The organism is Aeromicrobium sp. CF4.19 (genome assembly GCF_051262555.1).
Classification (GTDB): domain Bacteria; phylum Actinomycetota; class Actinomycetes; order Propionibacteriales; family Nocardioidaceae; genus Aeromicrobium.
Map to the genome: position 1 here is coordinate 322,177 of NZ_JBIMEU010000001.1, position 18,735 is coordinate 340,911.

Genomic DNA, 18,735 nt, shown 5'->3' on the forward strand with positions numbered 1-18,735 from the left:
GTCACCGCCTCCACGCCGTGGTCGAGAAAGCGTTGAGGTCGAACTCGATACCGAGCTCCTCGAACTTGTCGGAGAAGCGTGGTCGGACGCCGGTCGGCTCCTGGACGCCGAGAAAGGTGCCCTTGGCATCGATTCCGGCGGAGAAGTTGAACAGAAAGGCGTCCTGCAGGGTGACGACCTCGCCCTCCATGCCGATCACCTCGGTCACGTGGGTGATACGGCGGGTGCCGTCGCGCAGGCGCTGGATCTGCACGATGAGATCCACCGCCGAGGCGACCTGCTCCCGGATGGCCCGCAGCGGCAGGTCCATGCCGGCCATGAGGACCAGCGTCTCGAGCCGGGCGATGCAGTCCCGTGGCGAGTTGGAGTGCAGGGTACTGATCGATCCGTCGTGACCCGTGTTCATGGCCTGCAGCATGTCCAGCGCTTCGCCGCTACGGCACTCGCCGACGACGATGCGGTCGGGCCGCATCCGCAGCGAGTTCCGCACGAGATCGCGGATGCTCACCGCACCGGAGCCCTCGATGTTCGGCGGGCGGGACTCCAGCTGCACCACGTGGTCCTGCTGGAGGTTGAGCTCGATCGCGTCCTCGATCGTCACGATCCGCTCACCCGCCGGGATGAAGCTGGACAGCACGTTGAGCAGCGTCGTCTTGCCGGTACCGGTGCCTCCGCTGACGAGGATGTTGAGCCGTGCCTCCACGGCGGCGCGCAGCAGCTCGGCAATCTGCGGCGTCATGGAGCCGAAGCCGATGAGGTCCTCGACCGTGAGTGGTGTCTCCGAAAACTTGCGGATCGTGAGCGAGGACCCCTTCACGGCAAGCGGTGGAACCACGGCATTCACGCGAGAGCCGTCAGAGAGGCGCGCGTCCACCATCGGCGAGGACTCGTCGATGCGCCGGCCCACCTTGCTGACGATGCGCTCGATGGCCCGCCTCAGGTGGTGCTCGGAGGCGAAGCGCGACGTGCTGAGCTCGAGCCTGCCGTTGCGCTCGACGTAGATGCGGTCATACCCGTTGACCATGATCTCGCTGACGGCCGAGTCCTTCAGCAGCCGCTGCAACGGGCCGAGCCCGAGGGCGTCGTCCTCGATGTCCTGGATCAACCGGTTCCGCTCGTCGGCGGTGAGCAACAGCTGTTCGGCATCGATGATGGAGATCAGCTCTTCGCGGACGATCTCGTGCAGCACCTCCTCGGTGAGCGAGGAGTCGTTGATCCGTGAGCCGATCCGGTGGAACAGCTCCTCGGTGGCTCGGGCCTTGACCGCGGACAACGCATCGGTGACAGGTGGCGCGACCGGGGCCGCGGCGGCACGTGGCGGCGCCGACGTGGTCCCCTTGGCGGAGGTCGGGGCCAGCTCGGCGCGGTCGCGCGCCGTGTCGAGCCGATCGGAAATGCTCATGCGACCTCCAGCCGCTTGTGCTTGGAGTCCGGGCCCTCGCCCTTGCCGTGCAGACGCTCGATCATGGAGCTGACCGCCTTGACGAAGGGCCCACCGCGTTTCTTGCGCAGCATGAGGGGCTGGCCGTGGTTAGCGGCCAGCTGCACGTCGCTCGAGCGGGGGATCACGATGTCGACGGGCAGGCCCACGACGGCCTCCACGTCCTTGACCTTCATGCCGCTCCGCCGGTCGGCGAGGTTGAGCGCCAACGTGCGCGACTGCGGCAGGAGGCCGAGGTAGACCAGCAGGTCGACCTCACGCCGCACGCTGCGCACGCAGGCCACGTCCATCGTCGACACGATGACGACGTCGTCGGTCGCCTCCAGCGCTGCGAGCGTCGGCTCGTCGAGGCCGGCCGCCGTGTCGACGATGATGCAGGAGAACTGACTGGAGAGCTGTTGCAGAAGCCGGAGGACCTGCGAACCCGTCACATTCTCATTCGCCGCTGGCGACTCGGCACCGCACAGCACGAAGAAGCCTGCGGGATGCACCGCCAACATGGTCTTGAGCACCAAGGTGTCTACGGCAGCCTCGGTGCCCAGGGCGTCCTCCATGGTCCGGCTCGGCACCAGGTCGAGGGTGGCCGCGACGTCGCCGAACTGCAGGTCCAGGTCGACTAGGACTACGTCCTGCGGCATCTTCTCGGCCAGCCCAATGGCCAGGTTCGTGGAGATGCTGGTCTTGCCGACACCGCCCTTCGGTGAGACCACCGTGATGGTGCGGCTGTGCTCGGGCCGGCCTGCCGTGCCCGCGGCGGCCCCGGCCGCCTGCGTGGTCTGCTCGGCCGGGGCCCGGGTCTTCTCGGCCCTTCGCATGATCTCGACAAACTGCTCCTCGGCACTGTCCGGCTCCACCATGTCGCGGATGCCGGCGCGCATCGCATCGACCGCCACGTCGGGTGCGTGCTCCCCGACGAGGATGAGGTCAATGGACGGAAAGCGCTCCTCGGCCTCGGCCGCCAGCGCGAGGGCCGTCTCGATCGCGAGCTTGTCGCAAAACATGATGAGATCCGGGAGGGACTCGGGGTCGAGGCTGCGCATGAGGTCGAACGACTTCGACTCGATGCGATCGGCGTCGAGGGCAATGATCTGTGTGCCAGGCAGGACATTCATGCGGGACACGAAGCGGTCGTCGGCCCCGACGAGGATCACGCGCGTCATCGTGTGATGTCCTCTCGCTCGATCAGACCGTCATCGTGCTCAGTGGTCTCGTTCTGCTTGGTCAGCCACACCCGCCCGTAGAGACCGGCGTGCGCGATCCGCTTGGCCGTGTCCTCGTTGACGGCGAGCGTGATGATCGCCGCGCCCTGGGCGTTCTCCCCGAGATCGGCGACGTTGGTCCCCGTGACAAGGACGCCGTCTCGGACGACGACCGTTTGCTGCGGGCTGTCGTAGCCGGCCATGACGCCCACCTCGTCCCCGGCCGCAATGTCACCCGCGACCAGCTGGGCAGTCTCCAGGGAGATCGAGATCTCCTGCAGGCCCTCTGGCACACCCCCCAGGTCAGCGGTGGCGGCACCCGGCTCGGCCATGCGCACCTCGAGCAAGACCTCGCCGGACTGGAGCGCGGTGGTCGTCACGAGCCCGGCGACCTCACTCAGGTCCCGGATAGCGCCCTCGGGAACCGTGCTGCTCGGGATCTCGACGACCTTGGTGGCCTCGGCGAGCTCGGTGGCAGTCGCGCCGGTCGGCACCTGCTGCTGCACCTGCACGACCTCGGTGAGCTCGGCCCCCTCGTACGCGCGGGTCTGGGCGTTGTTGGCCCACACCAGCAGCACGACGATGCCGGCCATGGCCAACACCACGGCCACGATGACGGCGATGACTCTCTTGCTCATATCGATGGTTTCCCTTCACCGATGGTGGATGGACGACGCTCAGTCGATGAGCGACGCATAGCTGGCGCCGAGGTCCTCGCCGCCAACTTCGTAGGTGACATTGGGGTCCTTCGTGAACGACTTGGTGAAGTAGCCCTGCAGGCCGTTGCACGAGATGGAGGCTGTGAGGTTGAGGTCTCCGAGGAGGCCCAGCAGAATGGCATTCAGGATTCGCTCGACCGTTGACAGCAAGTTGTTGACAATGCTCTTGAGATCGAGGCTGAGGGGGATGTCGGCGCAGCCGACCGTCGGGTCTAGATTTTTCGGGTTCCCGGGGTAGTCCCAACCGGTGACATGGAAGGGCGCGAAGCCGACGATCTCCACGCCGATCTTCGGCGGAAGTTCTACACAGGTGCGACTGGACCCCAGAGCGCTCGCGCATACGTCCAGAAGTTCGAAGTCGAGTCGATCCTGCAGCTGGGACTTCGGCTTGAACACCGGCAGCAGGATCGTCTTGCCCTTGTCCACGAGCTTGCCGCTGCCGAACTGCGAGGGGCAGCCCTGCGGCATGAAGCCGCTGTTCTCCAGGCCGCCGAGGAAAGACTCGAGGTCGCTGTCCACATCGAGCTCGCACTTGGCCGCGTCCCAGCCAAACAGACCCTTGACGACGCCCGTGACAACCGTCTCGCCGGTGAGCCAGCTGGCGCCGTTGAGCGTCAGCACTTGTTCTTCGTCCGCGTCATTGCAGCGCGCCACGGCGTCGGTGCCCAGCTGGTCGGTGAGGCCCTTGGTATCGACGGTGTTCGCCAGCCCGCTCGTGACGGACGAGAGCAGATTCTCAACGCCCTGCAGCACGTCGGTGCGCAGCGTGGTCTTGCGCGTGGCCTCGTCCGGCGTGCCGGCGAGGTCGCTCCAGTTCTTCCAGGTGCAGTAGTGGACGCCGAGCGGGAGGACGTTGTGGGCCTCACGAGGCTGCATGACACCGACCTTCGCCGTTGCGGTGGCCATGACCTCCTTGGTCGGTGACCCGATCGCGGCGAGCAGGTTGGTCTCGATGTTCTTGGCGACCGAGACCGTCACCGACTTCTGCGTCGTGTCCTGGGTGGCCGTGACGCTGCTTCCGTTGATGGACTCCGCCGCGATGGTCTCCGCGGAGGACTGGAGCGCGGAGCACTGGACCTCGGACGGGTATCGAGCGCACTGATAGGCGAGGTGACGTGCCGAGGTGTCGGCGGCATGCTGCGCCTGGGTCCGCTGGTAGGCGACGTTGCCAATGTCGACACTGAGCCCGAGGGCACCGACCATGACGACGAGCACCAGGGCGAAGAAGACGGCGCTCACGCCTCGTTCATCGCGCGGATGGTTGAGGTGGTCGATCAATTCTCGCACCTCGCCACCCCCTCACCGGTGATCGTGTAGTCGCCGAACAACCGGGTGGGTGAGACCTTGGTGGCACTCACCGTGACGGTCACAGCCGTCGTGCCGCCAACGCCGCAGGCGTCGGCCGGGGTCGAGCTAACCGAGTACTCGGTCTCGTCGCCGCCTTTCAGGCTGTCGACGACCGAGGTCGCGCTCTTGCCGGGGTCGATCGACAGGTCCCGCGCCGCAACGAACGCCCAGTGGTTGACCTCGCTCTGCTGGGCGTACCGCGTTCCTCCCTCGACGATGCCGAAGATGAACGTGACCAGCAGAGGTACCACCAGGGCGAACTCGATGGCCGCGGCACCACGTTCGCGTGATGCGTGCATGTTTTTTCCGCCCGTGTCGAGTAGGTGCCCATAGCGAGGCAGGGGGTGGGTCCGAGACCGGACCCACCCCGCTCCTCGTGGGTGACGACTGCCAGAGCAATCGTCAACTGCCGGCGGCTGAACCACCGGGCTCGAACTCAGGTAAACGTGATGCCGTTGACCATGTTCTGGATGCGCGTCCCGAGGATGGCCCAGGCACCGATGAGCACGAGCGAGATGAGGCCGATGACGAGGGCGTACTCGACGACCGTCGCGCCCTTCTCATCACGCTTGGGTGCGGTAAGCGCGCCGGTGATGTACGAGTAGGCGAAGATCAGCTTCTCCATGGTGGTGCTCCCTCTGTGTCTGTGGCCGCCGACCGTCGACGGTGCTCCCGAGACAGAAGGTAGGCCCGAGCGGTCCCGTGTCACACACAGTTACAGGACGAAAGTCCCGAAAATGGTTCCAAAGGACCAGTAACCCTCATCCGCCCCGCTCGTTGGGAGCCAGACGCCGTGGCTCTGTCGGGCCAGTGACAGGGCCGGTGAGCGGATCCTCGCGGAGCGTCTTCCGCGGTCCGCGAAGCGCGGACGGGACCTTCGGCCCCCATCTCACGTGATCGTTCGTGGACATCGTCCGGCCGGCGCGAGACGATCCAGCACGACCAGACACGAACCTCACGTGACCATCGTTTCGGAGGACGACGTGACCCAGGGCGACCGCGACCCCGCACCTCCCGGCCCGGCCGGCGACGCGGACCTGCTCGGCCGGGCCCAGCAGGGCGACCGCGAGGCGTTCGCCCGGCTCTACGACCAGCACGTCCGGGCCGTCTACTGGCAGGCCTACCGCGTGCTGCGCGACGCCGACCTCGCTGAGGAGACCACCCAGGACGTCTTCCTCACCGCGTGGCGCCGGGTCCGGTCCATCCGCGTCGTGGACGACTCGGCCCTCCCGTGGCTGCTGGTCACTGCCCGACAGACGGCGCTCAACGCGCATCGCCGACGCGCCCGTCCGGACCACCGCACCGAGGAGCTCGAGGTGGAGCCGGCCGCTGCGCGCAGCGTCGAGGACGAGGTGGACGACGCCTGGGTGCGCCGGGAGATCGACGCCGCAGTCACCGCCCTCTCGCCCACCGACCAGGAGCTCTACGCCCTGTGCGTCGACGGCGAGCACACCTACGAGCAGGCCGCCCGGGTCCTCGGCGTCAGCCACGGCAGCGTCCGCAACCGCGTCCACCGGCTGCGCGCCCGCCTGCGTGCGGACCTGCGATCCATGAGGGAGACGTCATGACCCTGACCGACGAGCGCATCGACCGGATGCGTGACCACGTCCTCGCCGGCGTCGACGCCGACGCCGAGCGCCGCGGCCGGCGCACCCGCCGAGTCCTCGGCGCCGGCGCGGCCGCCTGTTTCGTGCTGGTCATCGGCGGGGTGGGACTCGCGACGCTCACCGGCCCCCTCGGCACCGGGTCGGGCAGCGGGGTCAGCAGCACGGCCGAGACCGAGCCGGACGGCGGACGGAGCGGGGCCGCCGAACGCGACGCCGCCGAGCCCGAGGCTGACGGCGAGTCCGGGCCCGACCTGACCACCCAGCCGTCCGCCGAGCGTGACGTCGTGGTCACCGGCTCGGTCGACGTGACGGTGGAGGACGCCCGCGAGGCCGCCGCTCGCCTGGCGACGTGGGTCGAGGGTCGCGACGGTCGGGTGGATGCCCGTGCGGAGCAGGCCGACGGCGCCCGCTCCAGCGCCCGGCTCACCCTCCGGGTGACTGCCTCCGACGTGGACGCCGCGCTGGCCGAGCTCGACGAGCTGGGCGACGTCGAGCGTGTCGACCTCGACCGGGAGGACGTCGCCGCACAACGTCGGGACCTCGACGCCCGCATCGGCTCGCTCGAGGTCTCGGTGCAGCGCCTGGAGGCGATCCTCGCCGAGGCCGGCTCGAGCGCGGACCTGCTCGCCACCGAGCGGGCCATCCAGGAACGCCAGGGCGAGCTGGAGTCCCTGCAGGCCCAGAAGGACGCCCTGGCCGACCGGGTCGCCCTCTCCACGCTCACCGTCGACCTCACGCAGGAGCGACAGACCGAAAAGCCCCCCACCGACGAGGACCGATCCGGCTTCCTCGACGGCCTGCAGACCGGGTGGGACGCCCTCACCTCCACGGCCACGGACGTCGTCAGGGTGATCGGGGTGCTGCTCCCGTGGTTGGGCCTGCTCGCCGCCGGCTACGTCGGGTGGCGGGTCGTGCGCCGGACGCGCGGAAGCGGGCCAGGCGCGCCGCGGTGAGCGCGAGGGCTCACGACCATGCAGCGCGCTCCGGTGGTCCCGCGGTCAGAGCGGGAGGATCCGCGCCAGCTCGTCGGCGGCCCGACGCACCTCGGGGCCGAGCTCGGCGAACCGACCATCGGGCATCCGGACGGCGGGCGCCTGGACGGCGACGGCGGCTCGGGCCACACCGTCGGGGGCGATGATGGGGGCCGCCAGGCACCGCACCCCGAGCATCGACTCCTCGTCGTCGATGCTCCAGCCGCGCTGCTTGATCTGCTCGAGGTCCGCCGCCAGCTGGGCCTGCGTGGTCAGGGTGCGCGACGTGAGGGCCGGCAGCTCGGGACCCTCGAGCACGCGACGACGCAGGTCGTCGTTGAAGGCCATCAGCGCCTTGCCCATGGAGGTCGCGTGCAGCTCGACGCTCGAGCCCACCTCGACCGAGAGCCGCAGCGCCTGGCGCGACTCGATGCGCTGGGCGACGACCGCGCGGTCGAAGTCGGCGAGACCGAGGTTGATCGACTCCCCGGTCTGCTCGGCCAGGCCCTGCAGGACGGGCCGCGCGACCTGCAGGCCGAGGGAGCGCTGCGCCGCCTGACCGAGCAGGAGGGCCTGCACCCCGAGCCGATAGCGCTCGCGGCCCTCACCCTGGGCGAGGTACCCCTCGGCCACGAGCGCCCTCGCGATCCGGTGGGACGTCGAGAGGGTGAAGCCGAGCTGCTCGGAGATCTGCACGACGCCCAGGTCGGTTCCCGCACTGCGGAACATGTCCAGCACGGCGAAGGCCCGTCCGATCGCCTGCGTGCCGGCGATGCGACCACCGCCGGGCGGCCGGTCCGAGGAGACCTCGCTCATGGGGCTGCTGCTCCGCTCCTGGTCAGGGACGACCCACGCCGACGGCTCGGCGACCCCGGCCCCCGGTGCCGCGCACTGGAGCGCCGCTGCCGGAGTGCGATCCGGACGGTCCCACCCGCGTCGGCGTGGAATTCTTGACCACAATGTAGCAGTTGGCTGTCCGCCACCGTCTCCATCGGCGATCCCCCACGACCCCGCGGACGCGTCAGCACCGCTGGGCCGGAGCGCTCTGCTCCGGCCCAGCGGTGGTGGTCCAGCTCCGTGCGCCTACCGCCCGGCGTCGACGGCAGGCTTGACCCCCAGGTCCCGCAGGGCCGCCCCCACCTGGCTGGGAATGTCCACCACGACCGCCCCGGCGGCCGTCAGGGCCGACACCTTCGAGGTGCCGCTGCCTCGGTCGCCGGTGACGATCGCCCCGGCGTGACCCATGCGACGGCCGGGGGGTGCGCTGCGTCCGGCGATGTAGGCGACGACCGGGAGACCCAGCTCGCCCAGGTGCTCGGCGGCCTCCTCCTCCATGCCGCCGCCGATCTCGCCGACCAGCGCGACGGCCTCGGTGCCGGGGTACTGCGCGGCAGCACGCACGGCGTCCAGGGTCGTGGTCCCCAGGATGGGGTCGCCACCGATGCCGAGGAAGACCGACTGCCCGAAGCCCTCGTCGACCAGGTTCATCGAGACGAGGGTGCCGAGGCTCCCGCTCCGGGAGACCACCGCGACGTTGCCGCGTCGGAAGATGTTGTCGGCGAAGCCGGGCATGATGCCGATGCTGCACTCGCCCGGCACCACCAGTCCCGCGGTGTTGGGCCCCAGGACCTGGGCGCCGTGGTCGCGAGCCACGGCCAGCATGCGCATCACGTCGGAGGACGGGATGTGCTCGGCAAGACAGACCACCGAACGGACGCCCGCGGTGACCGCCTCCGTCACGGCCGCGCCGGCGCCCGCCGGCGGGACGAAGAGCACGCTCGCGTCGATCTGGTGCTGCGCCACGGCGTCGGCGACGGTGTCGTAGACCGGGCGCCCGGCGACCTCGCGGCCACCCTTGCCCGGACTGACGCCGGCCACGACCCGGGTGCCCACCTCGAGCATCCGCTCGGTCCAGTAGCTGCCCTGCCGACCGGTCATCCCCTGCACCAGCACTGCATCGTTTCCGCTGACGATCATCGGGCCAGCTCCTCTCCGGAGTTGGACGCGGCTCGCGCGGCATCGACCGCCTCGCGCACGGCGTCGTCCATCAGGTCGTGGGGCTCGATCCCCAGTCGGTCCCGCACCAGCTGGATCGCCTCCCGCTCGCCCGTCCCGTGGATGGTGAACGAGATGGGCAGCGTCGGCCGCAGCTCCTCGATCGCGGCCACGACGCCCTCGGCCATCACGTCGGTACGCGCGAAGGCTCCACAGAAGTTCACCAGCAGGGAGCGCACCCGTGGGTTGGAGAGCACGAGCTCGAGGGCCGGGGTCGCCTTGGTGTAGGCGTCGCCGCCGATCTCCAGGAAGTTCGCGGCCTCGCCGTCGAAGTGCGCCACGGCATCCAGGGTCGTCATGGTGAGCCCGGCGCCGTTCGCCAGCACGCCGACGTCGCCGTCGAGCTCGATGTACTGCAGGCCGAGGTCCCGGCCGCGCGACTCCAGGTCGGTGCTCAGCACCTTGGGACGTCCGCCCGGCAGGTCGTCGAGCAGTGCCTGCTGACGCGGTACCGACCCGGGGTCGATCGTGACCTTCGCATCGAGGGCCGCCACCTCGTCGGTGTCGGTGAGGACGAGCGGGTTCACCTCCACCAGGGCGGCGTCGACGGCGGCGTAGACCGCGTAGAGCTGCTCCAGGGCTGTGGCGAGCGCCGGCGCAGCAGCGCCTGAGATGCCCGCGGTGGCGATCAGCTCCGCGGCCTGCGCGCCGGTCAGACCCTCACGGACGTCCACGCTCACACGGTGCAGGCTGTCGGGGTGTGACGCGCTCACCTCCTCGATGTCCATGCCTCCCTGGGTCGAGAACAGCACCGTGGGGCACTTGCTCGTGGGGTCGTCGAGGACCGCGACGTAGAGCTCGCGGGCGATGGGGACCGCCTCCTCCACGAGGACGGTCTCGACCAGGTGTCCGGCGATGTCACGTCCCAGCAGCTCGGAGACGAACGACGCGGCCTCCTCGGGCCCGTCGACGAGGCGCACGGCGCCGGCCTTGCCACGCTTGCCGGTGGCGACCTGCGCCTTGCAGACCACGCGGCCACCGAGCGCCGACGCGGCGTCGCGCGCCGCCTCGGGACTCGTGACGACCTGGCCACGAGGGACGCGGAGACCTCCGTCGATCAGCAGGTGCTTGCCCTGGTGCTCCAGCAGATCCATGCCGCTCACCTCCCGTACGTCGTCGTGTAGTGGCCGAAGAGGTCGTCCTCGCTCGGCTCCCGTGGCGGGATCGTCCGTGCCAGCCGGGTGGTGTTGAGGAAGTGGCGGTAGGAGAGGTTGTCGCTGATGCTGTTGCCGGCCCAGGTTCCCGCTCCCATCGTCAACGTGAAGCCGAGGCCGTTGTCGAAGCCGCCGCCGACGCCCTGCGCGTGGGCCTGGTTGACCAGCACGCGAGCGACACGCAGTCGTTCGGCGAGGAGGCCCGGGAGGTCGGGGTCGCTGGTGTGGACGCCACAGGAGTGGCCGGCGCCCTGGAAGTCGAGGATCCCCTGGATGCGGTTGATCAGGTCCTCCGCCTCTCGCCAGCGGTAGACCGTCAGCACCACGGAGAGCTTCTCCCCGCTGAACGGGTGCTCCGGCCCCCAGCCGTCCTCCTCCACGAGGAAGAACGAGGCGTCGAGCGCCTCCGGCCGTGTGAGTCCGGCGGCCTCGGCGATGCGCCGCGGGGACTGGGCCGTGACGGCCTGGCTCAGTGCGCCGTCGGGCCACATCGTCTTCTGCAGCGCGGCCTTCTCGTCGGCGTCCAGGAGGCAGGCTCCCTCGCGGACCAGTGCGGCGATCGCCTCGTCGTAGACGTCCTCGTGCACGTGCAGCGAGTTCTCCGAGGAGCAGCTCGTCGCGTGGTCGAACGTCTTGCTGACGCGAACCTTGCGCGCAGCCTCGGGGAGGTCTGCGGAGCGGTCGATGATCACCGGCGCGTTGCCGACACCCACGCCGATCGCGGGGGTGCCCGAGCTGTAGGCGGCGCGGACGTTCTTCTGCGAGCCCGTCACCACGACGAAGTCGACCTGCTCCATCAGCTCATAGGTGAGTGCCTTGCTCGGCTTGTCCAGGAACTGCACGAGGTCGCGCGGGGCGCCCACCTTGTCGAGCTCGTCGTGGATCATCTCGACCAGCAGCCGGCAGGTGCTCGCACCCTTCGGTGAGGGCGACAGGATGACCGCGTTCCCACCCTTGAGCGCCATCATGGTCTTGTTCGCCGGCGTCGCCGCGGGGTTCGTGGACGGGCACACCGCTCCCACGACGCCCATCGGCTTGGCGTACTCGGTGATGCCGAGGTCCGGGAGATCGGCGATCACACCGACCGAGGGCGCACCCTGCAGGTCACGCAGCGTCCCCATGGTCTTGCGGCGGTTCTTGGTCACCTTGTCCTCGATGTCACCGAGGCCGGTGTCCGCGACCGCGAGCTCGGCGAGGCGGCGGGCGCGGCCCAGCTCGACGATGGCCCAGGCGACGGCCGTCACCGCTGCGTCGACGCGCTCCTGGTCGAATGTCTCGAACACCGCCTGGGCCGCGCGGGCGCGCGCCACCACCCGGGCGATCTCCTCGTGCGCGTCACCGCCGGGAGCGCTCGCCCCTCCCGGGGCCGGCGGTGTGCTGGGGGTCTTGGCTGAGGCATCGACCGACATACGACTCTCCTACGATGTGGGAATCACTTCCACACAACATAGGCCGAGACGATGTGGCCGTCAACACACTCCGGCCACCGGGCACCAGCCGGTCAGGCCAGCAGCACGCCCGACGCACCCACGCACACCACGACCCCACCCGCTGCTCGCGCAGCGCTGTGGGGTCGTGGGTTGTGGGTCGTGGTGGTGACAGCCGAGAAGGTCAGTCGCCGACGCCGGGTCGGCTGGTCCGCAGGGCGGCGACCAGTCGATGGGCGAACGTGACCTCAGGACCTCGCTCGACGTGGTCGCGCAGCGGCGGGAGCGGGGCGGTGCGAACCGGCGCAGGAGACGGGGCATCGCTGGTGCGGAAGAGCGTGGTGGTGGTCACGAGGGAGTCCTTTCGACGAACTCCTTCATCATCGCCGACCCCACGCCCCGCACGCTGTGCCCGCGCTCACAGAACGTGCGTGCCGTCCATCACGTCACGCCACGGTTCGCCGTCGGACCCTCCTCAGTTGCCCATGCCGTACTGCTTCAGCTGCTCGCTGATCAGTGCCTCCTGCTCGTCGAGGAACTCCTGGAAGGCCTCGGCGTCCTGGAAGCTGTCGGCGTCGGCGTAGACGAGCTCCTGGAAGTCCTCGAGCTCAGGAGTGGCGACCGCCGCCTCGCACGCCTCCGACAAGGCGGCGACGACCTCGTCGCCGGCATCCGCAGAGACCATGAGTCCGCGGAACTGCGGCAGGACGACCTCCGGCGGGAGTCCGAGGTCTCCCACGGTGGGGACGTCCTCGAAACCCTCCACCCGTTCGTCGGACACCATCAGCAGCGGCACGAAGTCCCCCGAGTCGAGGTACTGCGTGACGTCGCCCAGCTGCTCGTAGAGGATGTCGACCCCGCCACCGAGCAGGGCGGCGTAGCGCTCCGCGGGCTCGGAGTAGGGGACGGGTCGGAACTGCGTGTCCTCGGACTCCGCCAGGGCCGCGAGCACGATGTCATCGACGCTGTTGGCCCCGACCGTCGCCACCGTGAGCTCGCCGGGCTCGTCCTGCGCAGCGTCTGCGAGGTCCTGCCAGTCCTCGTACGTGTCACGCCTGACCATCAGCGCCGACGGCATGGACTGCAGGCGACAGACCGCACGCAGCTCGTCAGTGGCGAACGAGGCGCTCCCGGCCGGGACGGTGGTGAGGGTGTCCTGGATCAGGACGGCCATCGACTCCCCCGGCCGCGAGGAGAGCATGTTCGTCATTCCCGAGCTGCCGGTCGCCCCGGGCACGTTCACCACGGGGATCTGCTGGTCGATCTCGTCCTCCATGGCACTTCCGGCGGCGCGGCCCACCTGGTCCGCTCCTCCCCCGGCCCCGAACGGGATCACCATGTCCACGGGCCGTTGGAAGGACGCATCACCACTGAGGGTCCGCGTGTTGGCCGGCGCGCACGCCACGGCAAGCAGCAGGACTGTCGTTGCGACTGCTGGGAGCAGCGTTCTGCGATGGGTCATGTCAGCTCCTGGAGGATGGGTTCGCGGGATCGGACGGGTCGGGACCTGGCGCAACGGCCTCCGTCCCCTCTGGCCCGTCCGGGCCGGCATCATGGCCCGGCTCGGACCCGGCAGGCGCCACGTCGGTGGCCAGCACCCCGACGCGACGTCCCACGACGGCGCGGTAGACCAGGAAGCCCAGGACGAGCACCCAGAGGACGACCAGCCCCGCGGAGATGGGCCGGGTGACGAAGATGCTGATGTCGTTGTCGGCGGAGATCATCGCCGTCACGAAGAACCGTTCGGCCAAGGGGCCGAGGATCGCCCCCAGCACCAGCGGCGCCAAGGGATAGCCGAAGCGTTGCATCCCGAAGCCGACCGCCGCCGCCAGGACCATCACCCAGACGTCGGAGATGGAGTTGCGGATGGCGAAGGCGCCGATGTACGCGAAGAGCACGATCAGCACCGCGACGTAGGGCTCGGGAACGCGCAGCAGCCGCACCATCGGCCCGCTCGCGGCCAGGCCGATGACGAACATCATCAGGACGCTGACCAGCAGCGCGGCCATGATCGTGTAGACGAGCTCGGGCTGGGTCTGGAAGATCTGCGGACCCGGCTGCACGTTGTGGATCAGCAGTGCCCCGAGGATCACCGCCGTCGCGGCACTGCCGGGGATCCCCAGGACCAGCAGGGGGATGAACGCGCCCCCGACCGTCGAGGTCGAGGCCACCTGCGGTGCGATCACACCGTTGGGCGAGCCCTTGCCGACGTTGCCCTTGTCCTTGCCGAACTGCTTCTCGATGCCGTAGGCCACGAATGAGGCCACCGTCGCGCCCGCTCCGGGGACCGCGCCGAGGATGGTTCCCGTGACCGTGCCTCGACCCATGCTCCCGCTGCGCTCCCGCAGGGCACGCAGACCCGGGATCGTCGTGCGGACACGGCCGACCTTGGGCGCGTTCTCCTGCGAGAAGCGCTCGCCGTAGCGGACCAGGACGTGGCCGAGGGCATAGATGCCGACCATCACCGGGAGGTAGTCCACACCGTCGCGCAGGACGGTCGTGCCGTAGTCGAAGCGCACCGTGCCGTAGACGTCGTCCACGCCGATGGTCGCGATGAGCATGCCGATCAGCAGGGCGGCCAGTGACTTGATGATCGACCGGTCGGCGAGCGCGAGCACGCTGGTGAGTCCGAGCAGGATGATCACGAAGTACTCGGCCTGGTCGAACTTCAGCGCGATCTGCGCGAACGGCCGTGCGGCGAACACCAGCAGCAGCCAGGCCACGACCCCGCCCACCAGGGCAGCGATCGCTGCCCACCCGAGCGCTTCCGCGCCGCGCCCCTGGCGCGTCATGGTGTAGCCGTCCCAGAGCAGCGGGACGTTGTTCGGCTCACCCGGCACGTGCAGCAGGATCGAGGTGATCGCGCCGCCGTAGGTGCCCGCGACATACACGGCGAGCATCAGGACGATGCCTGTGTCGGCCTCCATCCCGTAGGTGAAGGGCAGGATCAGCAGCACGCCCATGACGAAGGTCAGTCCGGGCAGCACGCCGACGATCAACCCGGTGATGACACCGAGCAGGAGGATGAGCCAGAGCTCCAACGAGAACGAGCCGAGGGCGCTGAAGACGCCGATCAAGGTCTCCATCAGGCGTCAGCTCCTCGATCGTGCCGGCGGGTTCTCACGCCGCCCCCATGAGCCGGAGCAGTCCGAAGGTCACCGTGTCGAAGATCCCGGTGCCCGTCGGCAAGGCGATGTAGACGACCTTGATGAAGACGTAGGCCATGCCGACGGAGAGCACCAGCGCCGTCGGGACGATCACGAGCGGGTTCCGCTTTCCGGCCACGACCAGGAAGACCACCACGGCCAGGAAGGTCGCGATCACCCAACCGATCCACAAGGTGCCCCAGACGTAGAGCGCGGCGAGTCCGAGCGCGAACAGTGCGTACCGCAAGTCGACGGGGCCCTCACCCTCCCCCTCGGCATCGTCCGGCACGGGGGTGGGTGTCCCTGCGGCGACCTGCCTCATCTCCTTGACCTCCTGCGCCACGCGCAGGACCAGGCACAACGCGAGCAGCCCGATGAGCAGCCGCGGGTAGAACGCCGGGCCGGGTCCGCCGACCGTCGAGCTCCACTGCGAGGCGGTCGTCCAGAGCGGGAGAAGTCCCACCAGGACCAACACCTCGGGCAGCACCCGCCACCACGCAGGACCACTGGACGATGGTCGCTCGGACGGCGACGCCCCGGCTCGGTCCGGACTGGGTCCACCCTTCGACGGCCCTGCGGTCTGAGTGTCTTTCGGTCGAGTCCCCGGCACGATGGCGCCTCCGTCATTGTCGTCGGACGATGCACTCCCACATGTTGGGAGAGACTTCTATACGACGGTACGCCTCGCTCGGTGTGGCGTCAATCACGTCCGCGGGAATCCGCACATCGATCGACCCACCCCTGCGGGACGGACGCAGCCCACGGCCCGCACATGACTGCGGCCCCGCCATCAGGCGGGGCCGGGTCGAGATTCTCACGATGGGTGGAGCACAGCAGAGAAGAGCCGAGGGCCCCACGGTCGCCGTGGAGCCCTCAACTGCGAGTGGAGCATAGGAGATTCGAACTCCTGACCTCTTCGATGCGAACGAAGCGCGCTACCAACTGCGCCAATGCCCCAGGACCCCCGAGATTACCACCGGCCCGCCGAGGGCCCACCCAGGGTCGTGTCGGAGCCGGCGACCTGTGCCGACTACTGGCCGGAGGCGCGGCGGGGCGCCTCGGCTTGCGCGGGGCGTCCCGGCAGCTCGACGTCCTCGCCCTCGATGTGGCCCGACGTCCAGGCACCCGGGGCGTCGAAGTCGATCGTGCGCACCGTGCGGCCGGCACGGGGCTTGGTGACGTAGGTCGGCACGGTGACCGGGAGCGGGTCCCACAACGGCTCACCGGCCGTGGAGACCGATGGCACGGCGATGACGACCTGGTCGTCCAGCGCGCTCTCGTGCAGCTCGGCCGGCTCCATGACGTGGCTGCGGTCCGGCTCGACGTCGTCGAGCTGGACGATGACCGTGTCCTCCTCGTGAGAGGCGGCGGAGGACTCCGCGCGCTGCGGACGCGCCGCGCGCGGACGCTTCGGACGGGAGAGCTTCGGCATCGGCACCCGGGGCAGCCGGACGCGCGGCAAGGACCGTCGACTGCCGGAGATGCCGCGCTCGCCTCGCACCTGGACGCGGCAGGCCACGAGCCAGGCCACGACGAGCCCGGCCGGGGCGGACACCCACACGGGAGCGACGACGGAGAAGAAGGCGAGCCCGCCGACGACGAGCAGCGCGGTCAGCAGGGTCAGCAGTGTGCGGCGACGGCGGCGCGCCGCGATCGCGGCGGCCTTTCCGGTGACGCTGGGTCGGGCCGGCGGCTCGATGCGCGACAGTGCCTCGCGTGACAGCGCCTGCACGGTCTCACCCCGCGAGGCGTCCGAGGCGGACGCGGGCTGCGCCGTCGCCGCGGGGGTGGCATCAGCAGTGGCGGTCTGGTCGTTCACGTCGGCCTCCGGTTCGGGAGCATCGCTCGCCCCACGGCGTGCGATGACCCTGCTCAACGGGCTCAACGACTCCAGCGAGGAGGACGTGGAGGCGTCGTCGTAGCGGCGCAGGACGAGCGGCACGAAGTACGCCGCCCAGACCGCGACGACGAACGCCACGATCAGTCCATTGGCTCCACCCATGCAGGAAACGGTAGGCCGCGCGCACCCGGCAACCGCGCAGGCCGGGCCGTGTGTCGAAGGAATCTCTGTGACAGATGTGACTCAAGAGGTTCCGGTGGCCCGCTGCAGCAGCCGTCCGACCCGTCGATCGGCGAGCACCTGGAAGACCCGGTGGTCCCGCCAGTCCCCTGCGATGTGCAGGTAGCCGCGGGCCAGCCCGATCTCCTCCAGGCCCAGCTTCTCCACCACGCGCAGGCTCGCGACGTTCTCGGGCCGGACGGCGATCTCCAGCCGGTGCAGCCCCACGACGTCGAGCAGGTGGTCGCCCACCAGCGCCACCGCCACCGGCGTGATGCCCCGGCCGGCGTGCTCGGGCGAGATCCAGTAGCCCAGGCTCGCCCACTGGGCCGACCCTCCGGCGATGCCGCTGACCGTCACCTGACCCACCATCTGGCCCTCCACGGCGATCGCGAACGGCATCGAGGAGCCGCTGCGGGCCCGACGCCGCATCGCGCGGATCATCGCGGAGTACGAGGTCGACGGCAGGCCGGCACCCGGTGGGAGCGTGGCCTCCCACGGTGCGAGCCAGGTCGCGGAGGTCTCACGGATGCGGCGCCACGCGCCGGCGTCGGAGCGGCGCAGCGGCCGGACCTCGACGCCACCGTGGCGCAGCGTCACCGGCCAGCCGGGCGTCAGCCCACACCCCCGGTGGGCTCCTGACGGTGGTCGACACCACGCAGCTGCTCGACGGCGTGCGGCACGACGTCGGCCAGGACCTCGATCGCGTCCTTGACGCCGCCCCGAGACCCCGGCAGGTTCACCACGAGCGTGCGGCCCGCCACCCCGGCGACACCACGGGACAGGACCGCCGTGGGCACGCCCTTGGCGACCCCGGCGGCGCGCAGCGCCTCGGCGAGGCCCGGCAGCTCGCGATCGAGCAGGGGCCGGGTGACGTCAGGCGTACGGTCGGTGGGGCTGATCCCGGTGCCGCCGGTGCTGAGCACCACGTCGGCGCCCGCCGCTACTGCCGCCTCGATCGCCTCGCCCACCGCGATGCCGTCCGGCACCACGACGGGATCGGGCGTCTGCAGTCCCCATGCGGTCAGGGCCTGCACGAGCAGCGGGCCGGTGGTGTCCTCGTAGACCCCCTGGGAGGCACGGTTGGACGCCACGACCACGGCGGCGGTGCCCTGGAGACTCACTCGATGCTCCAGTCGCCCCGGCGGCCGCCGGACTTGGCCACGACCTCGACGTCGGTGATGCGGGCGTGCTGGTCGACTGCCTTGACCATGTCGATCACCGTCAGGGCGGCGACGCTCACCGCGGTCAGCGCCTCCATCTCCACGCCCGTGCGGTCGGTGGTGCGGACCTGCGCCGTCACCAGGACCGCGTCGTCGAGGACCTCCAGGTCCACCGTCACGCCACTGATGGCCAGCGGGTGGCACAGCGGAACGAGGTCCGGCGTCCGCTTCGCCGCCATGATCCCGGCGACGCGCGCGACGCCCAGCGCATCGCCCTTGGGCACGCCGTCCCCGCGCAGCAGGCTCACGACCTCCGGCCCCACCTCGACCCGACCACGAGCAGTGGCGGAGCGGTCCGTGACGTCCTTGCCGCCGACGTCGACCATCCGGGCCGCGCCCTCGTCGTCGACGTGCGTCAGGCCGTGCTGGTCTGCCGCCCGGGTCATC

The 18,735-nt window shown here is 70.0% G+C and carries 20 protein-coding genes and 1 tRNA gene; 2 read left to right on the top strand and 19 right to left on the bottom strand.

Translation table 11 applies throughout. The features are described from left to right. Position 1: 1 nt before the first annotated feature. The 6 genes from ACHAAC_RS01595 to ACHAAC_RS01620 form a co-directional block, all read right to left on the bottom strand. On the bottom strand, positions 2 to 1,402 hold the full coding sequence (locus ACHAAC_RS01595; RefSeq protein ID WP_435714109.1) for a CpaF family protein: 1,401 nt from the start codon (positions 1,400 to 1,402) through the stop codon (positions 2 to 4). Further along, positions 1,399 to 2,601: an AAA family ATPase gene (locus ACHAAC_RS01600; RefSeq protein ID WP_435714110.1), complete on the bottom strand. Its 1,203-nt coding sequence runs from the start codon at positions 2,599 to 2,601 to the stop codon at positions 1,399 to 1,401. Before ACHAAC_RS01600 ends, ACHAAC_RS01595 begins: the two co-directional genes overlap by 4 nt. Next, the gene (locus tag ACHAAC_RS01605; protein WP_435714112.1) at positions 2,598 to 3,278 is read right to left on the bottom strand and encodes a hypothetical protein; all 681 of its coding nucleotides are present in this window, start codon (positions 3,276 to 3,278) and stop codon (positions 2,598 to 2,600) included. The genes ACHAAC_RS01600 and ACHAAC_RS01605 overlap by 4 nt, the downstream gene beginning before the upstream one ends. A 39-nt stretch (positions 3,279 to 3,317) precedes the next feature. Then, positions 3,318 to 4,646: a TadE/TadG family type IV pilus assembly protein gene (locus tag ACHAAC_RS01610; protein ID WP_435714114.1), complete on the bottom strand. Its 1,329-nt coding sequence runs from the start codon at positions 4,644 to 4,646 to the stop codon at positions 3,318 to 3,320. Beyond that, on the bottom strand, positions 4,634 to 5,005 hold the full coding sequence (locus tag ACHAAC_RS01615; protein WP_435714116.1) for a TadE/TadG family type IV pilus assembly protein: 372 nt from the start codon (positions 5,003 to 5,005) through the stop codon (positions 4,634 to 4,636). The genes ACHAAC_RS01610 and ACHAAC_RS01615 overlap by 13 nt, the downstream gene beginning before the upstream one ends. Before the next feature lie 137 nt (positions 5,006 to 5,142). Continuing rightward, positions 5,143 to 5,331: a Flp family type IVb pilin gene (locus ACHAAC_RS01620; RefSeq protein ID WP_435714117.1), complete on the bottom strand. Its 189-nt coding sequence runs from the start codon at positions 5,329 to 5,331 to the stop codon at positions 5,143 to 5,145. A gap of 334 nt (positions 5,332 to 5,665) precedes the next feature. On the opposite strand from ACHAAC_RS01620, the gene ACHAAC_RS01625 reads away from it, so the two are divergent. Then, a complete protein-coding gene (locus ACHAAC_RS01625) occupies positions 5,666 to 6,274 on the top strand; it encodes an RNA polymerase sigma factor (protein WP_435714118.1) in 609 nt (202 codons plus the stop codon). Next, a complete protein-coding gene (locus ACHAAC_RS01630; protein WP_435714120.1) occupies positions 6,271 to 7,266 on the top strand; it encodes a DUF4349 domain-containing protein in 996 nt (331 codons plus the stop codon). The genes ACHAAC_RS01625 and ACHAAC_RS01630 overlap by 4 nt, the downstream gene beginning before the upstream one ends. A 45-nt stretch (positions 7,267 to 7,311) precedes the next feature. Here the strand turns inward: ACHAAC_RS01630 and ACHAAC_RS01635 are convergent, their stop codons facing one another. From ACHAAC_RS01635 to moaC, 13 genes are all read right to left on the bottom strand, one after another. After that, positions 7,312 to 8,100, bottom strand: coding sequence for an IclR family transcriptional regulator (locus tag ACHAAC_RS01635; protein WP_435714121.1), 789 nt, complete (start codon positions 8,098 to 8,100; stop codon positions 7,312 to 7,314). A gap of 267 nt (positions 8,101 to 8,367) precedes the next feature. Continuing rightward, entirely contained in the window at positions 8,368 to 9,261 is an 894-nt protein-coding gene (locus ACHAAC_RS01640; protein WP_435714123.1) for a succinate--CoA ligase subunit alpha, read from the bottom strand. Then, positions 9,258 to 10,433 carry a succinate--CoA ligase subunit beta gene (locus tag ACHAAC_RS01645; RefSeq protein ID WP_435714125.1) on the bottom strand — a complete coding sequence of 392 codons (1,176 nt, stop codon included), beginning with the start codon at positions 10,431 to 10,433 and terminating at the stop codon, positions 9,258 to 9,260. The genes ACHAAC_RS01640 and ACHAAC_RS01645 overlap by 4 nt, the downstream gene beginning before the upstream one ends. 5 nt (positions 10,434 to 10,438) lie before the next feature. Beyond that, entirely contained in the window at positions 10,439 to 11,902 is a 1,464-nt protein-coding gene (sauS, locus tag ACHAAC_RS01650) for an acylating sulfoacetaldehyde dehydrogenase (protein ID WP_435714126.1), read from the bottom strand. A gap of 202 nt (positions 11,903 to 12,104) precedes the next feature. Beyond that, on the bottom strand, positions 12,105 to 12,272 hold the full coding sequence (locus tag ACHAAC_RS01655; protein ID WP_435714127.1) for a hypothetical protein: 168 nt from the start codon (positions 12,270 to 12,272) through the stop codon (positions 12,105 to 12,107). 123 nt (positions 12,273 to 12,395) lie between these two features. Then, the gene (locus tag ACHAAC_RS01660; RefSeq protein ID WP_435714129.1) at positions 12,396 to 13,382 is read right to left on the bottom strand and encodes a tripartite tricarboxylate transporter substrate binding protein; all 987 of its coding nucleotides are present in this window, start codon (positions 13,380 to 13,382) and stop codon (positions 12,396 to 12,398) included. A 1-nt stretch (position 13,383) separates the two neighbouring features. Next, positions 13,384 to 15,006 carry a tripartite tricarboxylate transporter permease gene (locus ACHAAC_RS01665; RefSeq protein WP_435714131.1) on the bottom strand — a complete coding sequence of 541 codons (1,623 nt, stop codon included), beginning with the start codon at positions 15,004 to 15,006 and terminating at the stop codon, positions 13,384 to 13,386. A gap of 34 nt (positions 15,007 to 15,040) precedes the next feature. Beyond that, positions 15,041 to 15,529: a tripartite tricarboxylate transporter TctB family protein gene (locus tag ACHAAC_RS01670; protein WP_435714133.1), complete on the bottom strand. Its 489-nt coding sequence runs from the start codon at positions 15,527 to 15,529 to the stop codon at positions 15,041 to 15,043. A gap of 421 nt (positions 15,530 to 15,950) precedes the next feature. Then, positions 15,951 to 16,023: transfer RNA gene (locus ACHAAC_RS01675), tRNA-Ala, on the bottom strand. 73 nt (positions 16,024 to 16,096) lie between these two features. Beyond that, positions 16,097 to 17,068 carry a divisome protein SepX/GlpR gene (gene sepX / locus ACHAAC_RS01680; RefSeq protein WP_435714135.1) on the bottom strand — a complete coding sequence of 324 codons (972 nt, stop codon included), beginning with the start codon at positions 17,066 to 17,068 and terminating at the stop codon, positions 16,097 to 16,099. An 81-nt stretch (positions 17,069 to 17,149) separates the two neighbouring features. Continuing rightward, positions 17,150 to 17,725 (bottom strand): GNAT family N-acetyltransferase, encoded by a 576-nt coding sequence (locus ACHAAC_RS01685; RefSeq protein WP_435714137.1) that lies wholly within the window; start codon positions 17,723 to 17,725, stop codon positions 17,150 to 17,152. Between the two features lie 14 nt (positions 17,726 to 17,739). Beyond that, entirely contained in the window at positions 17,740 to 18,249 is a 510-nt protein-coding gene (locus ACHAAC_RS01690) for a MogA/MoaB family molybdenum cofactor biosynthesis protein (RefSeq protein ID WP_435714139.1), read from the bottom strand. After that, positions 18,246 to 18,734 carry a cyclic pyranopterin monophosphate synthase MoaC gene (gene moaC, locus ACHAAC_RS01695; RefSeq protein ID WP_435714141.1) on the bottom strand — a complete coding sequence of 163 codons (489 nt, stop codon included), beginning with the start codon at positions 18,732 to 18,734 and terminating at the stop codon, positions 18,246 to 18,248. The genes ACHAAC_RS01690 and moaC overlap by 4 nt, the downstream gene beginning before the upstream one ends. Position 18,735 lies beyond the last annotated feature (1 nt).

Bases quoted from the DNA above. Each gene is read 5' to 3' on its own strand.
- ACHAAC_RS01665 (WP_435714131.1), bottom strand. From the start codon at position 15,006: ATGGAGACCTTGATCGGCGTCTTCAGCGCCCTCGGCTCGTTCTCGTTG.
- ACHAAC_RS01640 (WP_435714123.1), bottom strand. From the start codon at position 9,261: ATGATCGTCAGCGGAAACGATGCAGTGCTGGTGCAGGGGATGACCGGT.
- ACHAAC_RS01605 (WP_435714112.1), bottom strand. From the start codon at position 3,278: ATGAGCAAGAGAGTCATCGCCGTCATCGTGGCCGTGGTGTTGGCCATG.
- ACHAAC_RS01660 (WP_435714129.1), bottom strand. From the start codon at position 13,382: ATGACCCATCGCAGAACGCTGCTCCCAGCAGTCGCAACGACAGTCCTG.
- moaC (WP_435714141.1), bottom strand. From the start codon at position 18,734: ATGACCCGGGCGGCAGACCAGCACGGCCTGACGCACGTCGACGACGAG.
- ACHAAC_RS01600 (WP_435714110.1), bottom strand. From the start codon at position 2,601: ATGACGCGCGTGATCCTCGTCGGGGCCGACGACCGCTTCGTGTCCCGC.
- sauS (WP_435714126.1), bottom strand. From the start codon at position 11,902: ATGTCGGTCGATGCCTCAGCCAAGACCCCCAGCACACCGCCGGCCCCG.
- ACHAAC_RS01645 (WP_435714125.1), bottom strand. From the start codon at position 10,433: ATGGATCTGCTGGAGCACCAGGGCAAGCACCTGCTGATCGACGGAGGT.
- sepX (WP_435714135.1), bottom strand. From the start codon at position 17,068: ATGGGTGGAGCCAATGGACTGATCGTGGCGTTCGTCGTCGCGGTCTGG.
- ACHAAC_RS01630 (WP_435714120.1), top strand. From the start codon at position 6,271: ATGACCCTGACCGACGAGCGCATCGACCGGATGCGTGACCACGTCCTC.
- ACHAAC_RS01595 (WP_435714109.1), bottom strand. From the start codon at position 1,402: ATGAGCATTTCCGATCGGCTCGACACGGCGCGCGACCGCGCCGAGCTG.
- ACHAAC_RS01635 (WP_435714121.1), bottom strand. From the start codon at position 8,100: ATGAGCGAGGTCTCCTCGGACCGGCCGCCCGGCGGTGGTCGCATCGCC.
- ACHAAC_RS01620 (WP_435714117.1), bottom strand. From the start codon at position 5,331: ATGGAGAAGCTGATCTTCGCCTACTCGTACATCACCGGCGCGCTTACC.
- ACHAAC_RS01615 (WP_435714116.1), bottom strand. From the start codon at position 5,005: ATGCACGCATCACGCGAACGTGGTGCCGCGGCCATCGAGTTCGCCCTG.